Source organism: Leminorella grimontii (genome assembly GCF_039789245.1).
GTDB lineage: Bacteria > Pseudomonadota > Gammaproteobacteria > Enterobacterales > Enterobacteriaceae > Leminorella > Leminorella grimontii.
Genome location: NZ_CP146357.1, coordinates 1,746,212 through 1,758,249, shown reverse-complemented (window position 1 = coordinate 1,758,249; position 12,038 = coordinate 1,746,212). Strand labels below are relative to the sequence as shown.

At 53.8% G+C, this 12,038-nt stretch carries 11 protein-coding genes; 3 read left to right on the top strand and 8 right to left on the bottom strand.

All coding sequences use genetic code 11. The annotated features are described in order from the left end of the window. Positions 1-223: 223 nt before the first annotated feature. Entirely contained in the window at positions 224-1,966 is a 1,743-nt protein-coding gene (gene argS, locus V8L73_RS08360; RefSeq protein ID WP_347254609.1) for an arginine--tRNA ligase, read from the top strand. 75 nt (positions 1,967-2,041) lie between these two features. Here argS and murJ read toward each other — a convergent pair whose 3' ends face one another. The 3 genes from murJ to rimJ all read right to left on the bottom strand — a co-directional run bounded on the left by murJ (position 2,042) and on the right by rimJ (position 5,020). Continuing rightward, complete coding sequence (murJ, locus tag V8L73_RS08355; RefSeq protein WP_347254608.1) at positions 2,042-3,577, bottom strand: murein biosynthesis integral membrane protein MurJ; 1,536 nt, start codon at positions 3,575-3,577, stop codon at positions 2,042-2,044. A 181-nt stretch (positions 3,578-3,758) separates the two neighbouring features. Further along, positions 3,759-4,421, bottom strand: a complete 663-nt coding sequence (locus V8L73_RS08350; RefSeq protein WP_261831094.1) for a YceH family protein — start codon at positions 4,419-4,421, stop codon at positions 3,759-3,761. Between the two features lie 14 nt (positions 4,422-4,435). Then, the gene (rimJ, locus tag V8L73_RS08345; protein ID WP_347254607.1) at positions 4,436-5,020 is read right to left on the bottom strand and encodes a ribosomal protein S5-alanine N-acetyltransferase; all 585 of its coding nucleotides are present in this window, start codon (positions 5,018-5,020) and stop codon (positions 4,436-4,438) included. 135 nt (positions 5,021-5,155) lie between these two features. Between rimJ and mdtH the strand changes: the two genes are divergently transcribed. Then, on the top strand, positions 5,156-6,364 hold the full coding sequence (mdtH, locus tag V8L73_RS08340) for a multidrug efflux MFS transporter MdtH (RefSeq protein WP_027273409.1): 1,209 nt from the start codon (positions 5,156-5,158) through the stop codon (positions 6,362-6,364). A gap of 73 nt (positions 6,365-6,437) precedes the next feature. Next, positions 6,438-7,004 carry a lipoprotein gene (locus V8L73_RS08335; protein WP_027273410.1) on the top strand — a complete coding sequence of 189 codons (567 nt, stop codon included), beginning with the start codon at positions 6,438-6,440 and terminating at the stop codon, positions 7,002-7,004. Between the two features lie 119 nt (positions 7,005-7,123). On the opposite strand, the gene tnpA is transcribed toward V8L73_RS08335, so the two are convergent. From tnpA to V8L73_RS08310, 5 genes are all read right to left on the bottom strand, one after another. After that, complete coding sequence (tnpA, locus tag V8L73_RS08330) at positions 7,124-7,579, bottom strand: IS200/IS605 family transposase (RefSeq protein WP_347252944.1); 456 nt, start codon at positions 7,577-7,579, stop codon at positions 7,124-7,126. Between the two features lie 208 nt (positions 7,580-7,787). After that, positions 7,788-8,951: a 23S rRNA (guanine(1835)-N(2))-methyltransferase RlmG gene (gene rlmG, locus V8L73_RS08325; protein WP_347254606.1), complete on the bottom strand. Its 1,164-nt coding sequence runs from the start codon at positions 8,949-8,951 to the stop codon at positions 7,788-7,790. Next, positions 8,948-9,508 carry a molecular chaperone gene (locus tag V8L73_RS08320; protein ID WP_347254605.1) on the bottom strand — a complete coding sequence of 187 codons (561 nt, stop codon included), beginning with the start codon at positions 9,506-9,508 and terminating at the stop codon, positions 8,948-8,950. Before V8L73_RS08320 ends, rlmG begins: the two co-directional genes overlap by 4 nt. Before the next feature lie 24 nt (positions 9,509-9,532). Further along, on the bottom strand, positions 9,533-11,194 hold the full coding sequence (locus V8L73_RS08315; protein WP_347254604.1) for a mucoidy inhibitor MuiA family protein: 1,662 nt from the start codon (positions 11,192-11,194) through the stop codon (positions 9,533-9,535). A 43-nt stretch (positions 11,195-11,237) separates the two neighbouring features. After that, positions 11,238-11,975, bottom strand: a complete 738-nt coding sequence (locus V8L73_RS08310) for a phosphatase (RefSeq protein WP_027273414.1) — start codon at positions 11,973-11,975, stop codon at positions 11,238-11,240. Positions 11,976-12,038 lie beyond the last annotated feature (63 nt).

The following is a 12,038-nucleotide window of genomic DNA, read 5'->3' as shown; positions in this document are numbered from 1 at the left end:
GCCTCTTTCCCACCCTTGCTCTATAAACCTATAGCCATATTCCCGTTCGATGAACAGCAGGAAAGCTGACTCCGCAATCAAGATCGGGTATCATTCTGCGGTTTCTTTTTTATTGTGAAGCAGGCGATTTTTATTCTCTGCCGCTTTTGTCGTTGCGCCCAACGGACTAATCCTCTCTATTGGCTTAGCGATAAACAACATGACGCTGTAATAAGGTAATCCGGTGAATATACAGGCACTCTTATCAGAAAAAATAACACAGGCGATGATTGCCGCAGGCGCGCAGGAAAACTGCGAAGCCCACGTACGCCAGTCTGCAAAACCTCAGTTTGGCGATTATCAGGCAAACGGCATTATGGCCGTTGCAAAACAGATGGGACTCCCTCCTCGCCAGCTCGCCGAGCGAGTGTTATCGCATCTTTCCCTTTCTGGCATTGCCAGCACCGTTGAAATCGCCGGCCCGGGCTTTATTAACATCTTTTTGGACGCACAGTGGTTGGCGGAAAATGCAGAACGGGCGCTGCAAAGCAGCCGGCTGAACGTGACGCCAGCCCAGAAGCAGACCGTCGTCGTTGACTACTCCGCCCCTAACGTTGCTAAAGAAATGCACGTAGGCCATCTGCGCTCAACGATCATTGGCGACGCCGTAGTCCGCACGCTGGAGTTTTTAGGCCATCACGTTATCCGCGCTAACCACGTCGGCGACTGGGGCACTCAGTTCGGTATGCTTATCGCCTATCTGGAAAAGATGGAAAACGAGCACGCTGACAACATGACGCTTTCCGATCTGGAAGCGTTCTATCGTTCGGCTAAACAGCACTATGACTCCGACCCGATTTTCGCCGAACGCGCCCGCGAATACGTAGTGAAGCTTCAGGGCGGCGATGAATACTGCCGCACGATGTGGCGCAAGCTGGTCGACGTCACCATGCAGCAGAATCTTGCCACCTATCAGCGCCTGAACGTCACGCTAACCGTTGACGACGTTATGGGCGAGAGCATCTATAACGCCATGTTGCCCGGCATCGTTGCCGACCTTAAGGCTAAAGGCCTGGCGGTGGAAAGCGAAGGCGCCACCGTGGTCTATCTGGATGAGTTCAAAAATAAAGACGGCGACCCGATGGGCGTCATCATCCAGAAAAATGACGGCGGCTATCTCTATACCACAACGGACATCGCCTGCGCCAAATACCGCTACGAAACGCTGGGCGCAGACCGGGTGCTCTACTATATCGATTCGCGCCAGCATCAGCATCTGATGCAGGCTTGGACGATCGTTCGCAAAGCGGGCTACGTGCCGGAAAGCGTTACGCTTGAACACCACATGTTCGGCATGATGTTGGGCAAGGACGGCAAGCCGTTTAAAACCCGCTCGGGCGGAACTATCAAGCTTTCCGAGCTGCTGGATGAGGCAATTGAAAACGCAGACGCCAAGCTGCGCAACCTCATTGTAGAGAAAAACCCGGACATGTCGGAAGACGAGCTCAACAACGTGATAAATGCGGTGGGCATCGGCGCGGTAAAATACGCAGACCTCTCCAAAAACCGCACCACGGACTACGTTTTCGACTGGGACATCATGCTGGCGTTAGAAGGCAACACGGCGCCCTACATGCAGTATGCCTACACCCGCACCGCGTCCATCTTTAAGCGCGCGGGCATCAGTGAAGATGCTCTCAGCGGCGAACTGGTCATTGCCGACGAACGCGAAAAAGCGCTAGCGGTTCGGCTGCTGCAGTTTGAAGAAACGCTGTATGCGGTCGCAAAAGAAGGTACGCCTCACGTAATGTGCGCCTACCTCTACGATGTCGCCACGCTGTATTCAAGCTTCTATGAAAACTGTCCGATTCTCAACGCCGACAGCGATGCGATTCGCCAAAGCCGCCTGAAGCTGGCCGCCCTCACCGCACGCACGCTGAAACAGGGGCTCGACACGCTCGGCATTCAAACCGTAGAGCGCATGTAGCGTTCAGCCATTAACGAAAAAGCAAAGGCGCCGAGAGGCGCCTTTCTTATATCCATACACATCTACACTACCGGCTTAGGCCACTCGACGAGCGAAATCGCGAATGCGGAAGCCTAACGCGGCCAGCGTACCAAAATAGGCCACGATGCCCACAATCACGACGGCCAGCAGCCTTAAAATACGCATCGGCATATTGCCGATGTCCCACGCCGGCATCAGGTACATCATTCCCAACAGCGCGGCCGTCATGACGAACAGCGCGACAACAAGCTTCACAAAGAACGATAGCCATCCTGCCTTTGGCTGAAAGTGGTTACGCTTTCTCAACTGCCAGTACAGCAGCGCCGAGTTGATGCAGGCCGCAATGCCGATAGAGAGCGACAGCCCGGCATGCTTAAGCGGCCCGATAAACGCCAGGTTCATCATTTGAGTAGCAAACAGCGTAAAAAGCGCAATCCTGACCGGGGTTTTGATGTCCTGACGGGAATAGAATCCCGGCGCCAGCACCTTAACCAAAAGAAATCCCATCAGACCAACGGAGTAGGCAATCAGCGCCTGACGCGTCATCATAGCGTCATACGCGCTAAATTCGCCGTACTGAAACAGCGACTTGATGAGCGGCTCAGACAGCACGCCAAGCGCGACGGAACAAGGCAAGGCCAAAAGAAAGCAGAGGCGCAGCCCCCAGTCCATCAACCCCGAATAGGCTTCGCTGTCCCCGCTGGAGAAGCTTTTAGCCAGCGAAGGCAAAAGAATGGTTCCCAGCGCTACGCCCAGCACGCCGGAAGGCAGCTCCATCAGGCGGTCGGCATAATACATCCAGGAAACGGAGCCGGATGCCAGAAAAGAGGCGAATATGGTATTGATGATCAGAGAAATCTGACCAACGGATACGCCAAGGATCGCCGGCCCCATTTGCCTGAGCACCCGCCAGACGCCGCTGTCTTTCAGGCTCACTCTCGGCAGCACCAGCATGCCGATTTTCTTAAGGTACGGGAGCTGGTAAAGCAGTTGAAGCACGCCTCCGGCAACCACGGCCCACGCCAGCGCCATGATAGGCGGATCGAAATACGGCGCGCCGAAAACCGCAAATCCAATCATGCTGATATTCAGCAGCGTTGGCGCAAAGGCCGGAACGGAAAAGCGATTCCAGGTATTGAGGATTGCTCCCGCCAACGAGGATAGCGAAATCAGAAAAATATAGGGAAACATGATCTTCAGCAGCTGCACCGTAAGCACATATTTCTCTGGGTCTTTGGTAAAACCGGGCGCAGTGGCCCAAAGCACCCACGGCGCGGCGACGATGCCGATGAGCGTCACCAGCGCCAGCACCAGCGTCAGCAGGCCGGAAATGTAGGCAATAAAGGTTTTAGTCGCCTCTTCCCCTTGCTGGGTTTTGTACTCGGCAAGAATTGGCACAAACGCCTGAGAGAAGGCCCCTTCGGCAAAAATGCGGCGCAGCAGGTTCGGCAGTTTAAAGGCGACGAAAAAGGCGTCCGTGGCCACGCCGGCTCCGAATGCGCGAGCGACGATCGCATCGCGGGCAAATCCTAACACCCGAGAAACCATCGTCATAGAACTGACGGCGGCCAACGATTTAAGTAGATTCATAGTGATTGAATTAAACGGCTTTGAATGAATCGTATCGCCCATCGCGGCGATACGGAGCTGGGCGTAGTTTACGTGGTGTTAAGGGAATCACCAATCGAAAAGCGTATAAAAATATGAATCCCCGTCGCTTTATCGCCGACGGGGATCGCCGCTCACACAGAATGAGTGACAGCGTCACCAATTAGCCAATCAGCTCGTCCAGGGTTGCCTTCAAGGTATTAACCAGCTGTTTTAGCTGAGCGACCTCCTCTTCCAACGCCTCAACGCGTTCGGACAAAGAAGAGGAATATTCCACATCACAGGGCGCGGCACCCGCAGCGCTGACGTTATCAACCTCCCCGCTGAACAGGTGCGCATAGCGCAGCTCTCTTTTTCCCGGCTCGCGCGCCAGCCTGACAATAAAGGGGCCGTCCTCACGTTCAGCCAGGCCTTCCAGCGTCTTTTCCACCTCTTCCATATCGCTAAACTCGAACAGCCGATTTGAGCGCGTGCGCAGTTCTCCCGGCGTTTGCGCTCCCCGCAGCAGCAGCAGGCACACGATGGCCAATTCGGCGGGAGTTAACTTTAAATCGCCAAACTCGGTGTTGCAGAAGCGATGGACGTATTTAGCCACGCGGCTGCCCGTTCCGCTTGAAGGGCGAACGAGGTGCTTTTTCTGCAACGCGTCCAGCGTCTCCTGCACTTCGCTTTCGCTTAACGACATCACCGGCTCGCGGCTGGTTTTCTGATTGCAGGCCAGCGTCAACGCGTTAAGAGAGAGCGGATACTGGTCGGGCGTAGTGACCTCTTTTTCCAGCATGCAGCCAATGACGCGGGCTTCTCTTTCATTCAAAACGTATTTCATTACAGGCTGATTCCTTACGCTAAAGGTTTCCAGTTCGGGTTAATTAACGCCATCATGACGTGGTCGCGCCACTCGCCGTTTATTCGTAAATAGCTTTTCGCATAGCCTTCTCGCTCAAATCCAAGCCTTGCCAGCAGATTACCGCTGCGGTGATTATGAGGCATATAGTTGGCCATAATGCGGTGCATTCTCTGCTGTTGAAACATGTAGCGTAGCGCCGGTTGCAGCGCTTCATACATCATTCCCTGGCCTTCCCATTTTTTGCCCAGAGAATAGCCCAATATGCAGGCATAAAAATCTCCGCGAATGACGTTACTAAAGTTTGCAACGCCTCTGACTTCTTTTTCGTCCGCGTCGAGCAATAGGAAATAAAACGCGCTGCCCTGCTTGTGCAATTCATTGATGATGTTCAAACGAACCTGCCAGCCGGAAGGATAACAGTAGCTTTGATCTCTGACCGGCTCCCAAGGCCTGAGGAACTCGCGGTTTTCGGTATAGTAGTCCGCCAGGCGATAAGCGTCGCGATCGCAGGCCAGACGAATAACCAAACGTTCAGTGGTTAAGGTAACTTTGGGTATATTTGAGCGATAGCCAAACATTCGCCCCCCTAAAAATTAATCCAGCGCATTAAAAGACAAAGATAGTCTACTAAAATAGTATCGCTGTTACGTAAATAAGTTCAGAATAGTCAAAAAAATCCTCTCATTGCTTATTTTTTCGCTTACGGTGAAATTATGCCTCGCGTGTCGCACGTTAGGAATTTGGGTAAATATTTTTTACTCGTGGATAACCTGCTGGTCGTTCTCGGTTTCTTTGTCGTCTTTCCTCTTATTTCGATACGCTTTGTCGATCAGCTCGGCTGGGCGGCGCTTTCCGTTGGTCTGGCGCTGGGCATGCGCCAGTTTTTACAGCAGGGATTAGGCATCTTCGGCGGCGCTCTGGCGGACCGCTTCGGCGCCAAGCCGCTTATTGTAACGGGAATGCTGATGCGAGCGGCAGGATTTGCCGCAATGGCCATGGCCGACGAGCCGTGGATCCTGATGCTCTCCTGCGTCCTTTCCGCCTTTGGCGGCACGCTGTTTGACCCGCCGCGCATCGCGCTGGTCATCAAGCTTACTCGCCCCCATGAGCGAGGCCGTTTTTATTCATTGCTCATGATGCAAGACAGCGCCGGCGTAGTTATCGGCGCGCTGTTGGGAAGCTGGCTTTTGCGCTACGACTTCCACTGGGTTTGCTGGTCCGGCGCGGGCTTTTTCATTCTGGCCGCCGCGCTTAATGCCTTCGTGCTGCCCTCCTACCGCGTATCTACGTCCGTACGGGCGCCCATTCTAAACGGCATTAAGGCTGCCGTTCGCGATCGCTTTTTCCGCCGCTACGTGCTGACGCTGACCGGCTATTACGTACTGTCGATTCAGGTCATGCTGATGCTGCCGCTGCTGGTCAACGAAATATCCGGCGAGCCGGAAACCATTCGTTGGATGTACCTCATTCAGGCGCTTCTCTCCCTGACGCTGCTGTACCCTATTGCTCGCTGGAGCGAAAAGCGCTTCAGGCTGGAAAGTCGACTAATGACCGGGCTGCTGCTAATGACTTTCAGCCTTGTTCCTTTGGGATTTATCAATTCCCTATCCCTCGCCCTGGGGCTTATCTTCTTCTTTTATCTGGGGCTGATTATCGCCGAACCGGCGCGAGAAACGCTCAGCGCATCGCTTTCCGCTCCGCAGGCTCGCGCCAGCTATATGGGATTTAGCAGGCTTGGCCTGGCGCTGGGCGGCGCCATCGGCTATACCGGCGGCGGCTGGCTGTATGATATAGGCCACGAGCTTAACCTGCCGCAGATCCCCTGGATGCTGCTGGGCGTAACCGGGATTGTTACCGCGCTGGCGCTTTATCGACAGTTTACGCCTCAGGCGATAAGGCCCAAGAAAGCCGCGGCGTCATAATGCCTCTATTGCCTGCGGGCTCTTGGGCTTGTACCCTACGCTAATGATTTATTCACTATTATCAAAGGTCAGTATGCTAAAACAGTTTCCTCGCTTTGTTTTTTTCCTGTTTATCGCTTTTCTGTTTGGCTGCAGTCAAATGACGCAATACTCCTTAAGCGAGCAGGACATCAATAAGTACCTCAGTAAAAATACCGAGAAGGCCACCCGTAGCTTTAGCCTCAGCGGCCTGGCGGAAGCGGACCTCTCATTAAGCAATCTCAATGCACAGATCGGCCGTACACAGGGCAAAATTACGCTCTCTGGCAACGCTCTGTTCGCCGTCTCCTCGCTGCTGGGCAAACAGGACGCCAACCTTCAGCTAACGCTCAACGCGCGCCCGGAGTTTGACCCTGTCAAAAGCGCCATCTATCTAAAGGATTTAGAGCTGGTGGACTATGACCTGCAAACCAGCCAAGGGAAGGTGAAAAACGTAAAAACCTTTATTCCTTTGCTCAACAGCGCGCTACAGCTTTATTTCAACGACCAGCCGGTTTACGTTCTGAATTCGGACAAGAGCGCGCTGGAAGCCTCGGCGAAAAAGCTGGCTAAAGGCATTCAGGTTGAAGAAGGCAAGCTGGTATTCGAATTTATTAAGTAAAAATCATAACCACCCGCATAGCGGGTGGTTTGCTCTTGCCCTATAAGGGCTTGTTACCGACTGCGCCTAAATGACGCCGCTTTCTCTTCGTTCAAGCTAAGTGTCTTTGCTACTTTGGCTTACCCCTTGAAGGGGTCTGTATACTCTTTGCTGCTCAATTTGTCTGAGACTAAATCTGATTTCTCTTGTTCTCTGATATATTTTTGGATTGTCGCTTCATTTAGCCCTACCGTACTTACATAGAAGCCTTCGCTCCAAAATTTTCTGTTGCCAAACTTATATTTTAGATTGGCATGTCTATCAAAAATCATCAGCGAACTTTTCCCTTTCAGATACCCCATAAAGCTTGAAACACTCAACTTCGGAGGAATACTTACCAACATATGAACATGATCCGGCATCAGGTGACCTTCTATTATTTCCACTCCTTTATACTTACAAAGGTCTCGTAATATCTCACCTACGCTTGAACGTATACTATTGAAAATCACTTTCCGTCTGAACTTCGGCGAAAAGACGATATGGTATTTGCACAGCCACTTTGTATGCGCTGAGCTTTGTGCTTTAATGCCCATAAACACCTTTCCTCATTTTAGTTACGGTTATTAGCTTGAACATCTATATCGTAACGGAAAGGTGTTTTTCTTGGTATAACCCTTTGATCCCACCCGCAAAGCAGGTGGTTTTATGTTTAAGACGCTAACGCGACTTAAACTGGCTAAAGCCATAATAAGCAAACGGGGCGCAAGGCGCCCCGTTTTATATCTTGAGTATCCTACTCGACTATTCACCCCTTCCCGACTTCACCGCTCGCAGCACGACAAACTTGTTGTTTGACGCCAAAAGCTCACAGTGGCCAAACAGGCGCTTTAGCTTTTGGTGATAGCCAAGATGTCGGTTGCCGACAATCCGCAGCTCTCCGCCTTGCGACAGGCAGCGGCGCGCATCAAGGAACATCTGCCAGGCGATGTCGTCGGTGATCACCTGCTGTTGGTGAAACGGCGGGTTACAGATAACGGCGCTAAGGCTTCCATCGGCGATGTCCATCAACGAGTGCTGGGCCTCAAAGCGGCTGCGGGAAAACGCCTGCGGCAGGTTCTTTTCCACGTTTAGCCGACTGGAGGCGACCGCCATAAAGGATTCATCGCGGAAAGTCACGTGAGCCTGAGGGTTTTGCGCCAACAGCCTCAGCCCTAAGACGCCGTTGCCACACCCCAGATCCACCATATTCCCCGGCGCGTTTGACGGCAGATAATCGGAAAAGAACCGCGCCCCGATGTCCAACGAAGTGCGGGAAAAGACGTTAGGATAGTTATGTATCTCGTAGGACGTTCCCTCAAGCGGCCACGACGCCAGCGGGTTAAACGCCGCGACGTCAGGGCGCTCGGCGCGACAAAAAATCAGCCGCGCCTTTTTCCACGCCAGGCTGGTACGGGTTGGCCCCAGAATCTGCTCAAACAGCCGTAGCGTTGACGTATGCACATCGCGACTTTTCGCCGCGGCGATAATTTGCGTCTCCGACGTAACCACCTGCCGCAGGGCGTGCAGCTGATGCTCCAGCAGCGCCAGCGTCTTGGGCACTTTTATCAACACGGCCGACGGTCCATCAGGAAGCGGCGTCAGGCTGTCCGTAAAAGTTACATTGTCACCATTTATTCCATTGCGCGCAAGATTACTCTGCGTCGCATATTGGCTGATAAAAGAGTCGCTGCTGCACACGGGGTGATACTTCGCCAGCGCGCAGGCCAGAGCGCCGAAGGCGTCGTTGAGAATAATCAGCGGCCCGCTGTTTAAGCGTGAATAGTCGAGTTCATTTAGCAAAAACTCATCGGCCGCTTCCCACGCCCGCAGCGGGCTATCGCGACCGGGATCGGGGAAACGGCTCAGCGACAGCCCGGCAAGCTGGCTCTCACCAATGGAAAGCTTCGCTTCTTGTGGTTCCGTCATTGTGCTTCGCCATCCTCGGCTTCGGTCAGCTCATCCCGCATGGCCTGAAGCGCTTCTCGCGCCAGAGAGGCCAGCGCGCGATAAAACGCCGTTGTCGCATGAGCCTCTACCTTGCCTAAAAAGCGCCCGCACCAGGGAAGAAGATAGTCATCAAACAGCGCCAGCTGTGCCTGAACCTCGTCGGCCTCCGTCGCGTTGTCCTCGATCCAGGATGCGGCTAAAAGCAGTTGGCCAAAGCCGTTGGCCGCAGAAGCAGACAGCGGGACGCCTCTTTCGGTTAAAAACGCCCTCGCCTGCGCTTCGCTCGGCCCTTCATAGTCAGAAGCATAAGGCGACACGCTGCCGCCTTCGCCAAACATGGCCTGATAGTCTGCCGCCAGCTTTTGGCGATCGGTATCGTTGCCCATCCGTTCCAGCAGCTCGTCCTGTTCCAGCGGCCAATGCTGCTTTAGCTTGCCTTCGCCCAGCAGGCCAAACAGCGGATCGAGCACCGTATCATCCGGCGACCGGGAAAACAGAGAGCCGAGTATCCGGCAAACAATTGAAAACTCATTCATAAACGTTAAACTCGCTAATTCTTGTTATAACCCCAACACACGCTTGTCTTTCGGATATTTCACCGAGTAAGACAGCCCAAGCAATCGGGACTCGTTAGGCGCCAGGTTTAAAGACCACTGAACCTCGCCCTTATCTTTATCAAACGTTGCGCCGTCGTGGCGTAGGTTTTCTACGACAACGTCGCTGCTGCGGCTCATCGGCACCTGATCGATAACCGTCAGCGCGATAGGCTCGCCGCGCGTATTCTTAACCTCGATGCGGTAGGCATAGCTACGCTGGCTTGCGTTGCCAAAAAACTCGGCCTTTTCCGTCGTTTTGGCGTCATTTTCACGACTGACCAAGATCTTCCGATCGCGCCCCAGAGAGATATCCAACGTTTTCTGGATACGGCGCGGATCTATGCTTCCCTGACCGACAAACGCCCCCTCATAGAAAACGCTCGATCTGCCCGGCAGCAGGTTCAGGCTTTCCCAGTCTTTTAGCTGTACCTGTAAAAAAGCGTCCTGCTCGATTTTCGGCACGGCAACATAGCGATACTCGCCCTGAACATCAAGCTGTTTTATGACGACGGAGTGCCCTTTACCGTCCGCTGCAATGCGGTAAGGCAGAGAAATGCTGAACCGGGCGTTAAGCCCGCCGGAATCGGTGACCACATAGTCCGACATCGACTTTTTGGCGCCGACAGAGCGCATTCTCGAACTGTCCGCCACCGGCGCTTCCGTCGCCATTGGCGCCGGCGTAGCGACTTCATACATGGCGTCGTTGGAGCTCGTCTTGCCCGATAGCATCGGCGCGCGGTAAAGATCGATATACCACGGAGAAAGCGCCGGAGCCTGTGCTCCCCGGCTCGGATTGCCGGTAGAGAGCGTAAGCTTGACGTTATCCCAGTCAATGCCGCTGTTTTGATAAACGTTGGCCTTATAGGTCAGCTTTACCGGTTGAGAAATGCTGTCGACCCGAACGTCATAGGTAGGAACCCAGCCCGCATCGCCGATCGCGTAGGATAGGGTTACGTCGCTGGTCATCGCTTTGGGGGAGTAGAACTTCACCACCAGCTGATTTACCGCCTGGCCGTCTTTTTGCTGCGCCTCGGCCAGCTGATGATTAAGCCGGTCGATATTTTTCTCAATCTCTTCCGCCTTTTCCTTCAGGTCGATGTCGGCCAGCAGCGCCTCATTCATTTTATCGCTAACAAGCTGCAGCATTTTATTGACCTGGTCTACGGTCGCCCCTTCCTTCTCGCCGCCTACGCTGCGGTTGCTTTCCAACACGGCCAGCTGGGCCTGGATAACCTGCCGGCGGGCATTAACCCGACTCTGTTCTCTGACCTCGGCTTCCAGCTGCTTTTTCAGTTCATCCACTCGAGCGGAAACTCGCTCGTTGAGATAATCTCGGCGCACGCTGAACGACTTGACCACCGCGCCGCCGCCCGCCTCAAGCTGCAGGCTCTGTTCGTTAAGCCCGTCGGCGATATTGGTAAAAATCACTTCGCTTTCCCCCGCGGGAAGCGTCACTTTATTGGCGTTAAACAGCTCGGCTCCGCGCAAGAAAACCGTCACGTCGTGCAGACTAGCCCTTTCCATCTGCGACTCAGCCCACGCAGAGGAGGAAAAGGCCAAGGCGACGGCACCGTACAGCAGCGTTGTACGGTAGAAAGTCGCGCGGTAGGAAAATGCATACTTCATCGTTTTATCCTTAAAATCGTGATGACATAGCCCTCTTTAAACGCTAAAGAGAGGCAAATTCCGCGATATGCGGCTTTCCGTGAGACTCAAGAAAATCCAGAACCCGGCGCGGCGTGACGTTAAGAATCCGCTCTTCCGGGAAGTTAACGTCGCGCAACACCCGTAATGACTTATCAAAACCGCCCAGCGCGAAGGCGGTATGGGAATCCGACCCCAGCGCGACCCAGCCCCCCGCGTCGCGAATGGCCTTAGCGACCTCAATGCAGTTTTTTTCACTGCCCGCGCGGGAATGAATAAAGGACGAGTTATTGATCTCCAGCGCCACGTTGTGGCGCGCCGCGGCTTCAGCAACGGCTGGAATATCAATCGGATATTTAGGATTACCCGGATGGCTTATTATCTGCACCACGCCGCTGGATATGGTCGCTATCATCGCCTGCGTGTTGTCATCTTTGCCCATAGGGGCCAGCACCGGTTCGTGAAAGCCGGCGATGACTAAGTCCAGCGTCTTGGCGATCGCTTCATCGCAGTCCGTTTCGCCCTGCAGGTTTTTGATATTGGCCTCGATGCCGTACAGCAGGCCGACGTCGTTCACTATCCTGGGGATCACCGCCATATTCATAAAATGCCAGCGGTGAGGCGCATCCACCATGTCAGGACCATGATCGGTAATGGCAAACAGCCTGATACCCTTACTCTTGGCGATAGCAAAATAGTCGCTTACCGTACTGTAAGCGTGCGTGCTGGCGATAGTATGCGCATGCAGATCGACCGGATACATAGCTGACTCCCTTTTTAATGCTAAAAATCAACGAATTCGGGACAGAAAAAGCTTGAGATGACG

Coding starts and splice junctions, on each gene's coding strand:
- murJ (WP_347254608.1), bottom strand. CDS start 3,577: ATGAATCTACTTAAATCGTTGGCCGCCGTCAGTTCTATGACGATGGTT.
- V8L73_RS08350 (WP_261831094.1), bottom strand. CDS start 4,421: ATGAAATACGTTTTGAATGAAAGAGAAGCCCGCGTCATTGGCTGCATG.
- rimJ (WP_347254607.1), bottom strand. CDS start 5,020: ATGTTTGGCTATCGCTCAAATATACCCAAAGTTACCTTAACCACTGAA.
- mdtH (WP_027273409.1), top strand. CDS start 5,156: ATGCCTCGCGTGTCGCACGTTAGGAATTTGGGTAAATATTTTTTACTC.
- V8L73_RS08335 (WP_027273410.1), top strand. CDS start 6,438: ATGCTAAAACAGTTTCCTCGCTTTGTTTTTTTCCTGTTTATCGCTTTT.
- tnpA (WP_347252944.1), bottom strand. CDS start 7,579: ATGGGCATTAAAGCACAAAGCTCAGCGCATACAAAGTGGCTGTGCAAA.
- rlmG (WP_347254606.1), bottom strand. CDS start 8,951: ATGACGGAACCACAAGAAGCGAAGCTTTCCATTGGTGAGAGCCAGCTT.
- V8L73_RS08320 (WP_347254605.1), bottom strand. CDS start 9,508: ATGAATGAGTTTTCAATTGTTTGCCGGATACTCGGCTCTCTGTTTTCC.
- V8L73_RS08315 (WP_347254604.1), bottom strand. CDS start 11,194: ATGAAGTATGCATTTTCCTACCGCGCGACTTTCTACCGTACAACGCTG.
- V8L73_RS08310 (WP_027273414.1), bottom strand. CDS start 11,975: ATGTATCCGGTCGATCTGCATGCGCATACTATCGCCAGCACGCACGCT.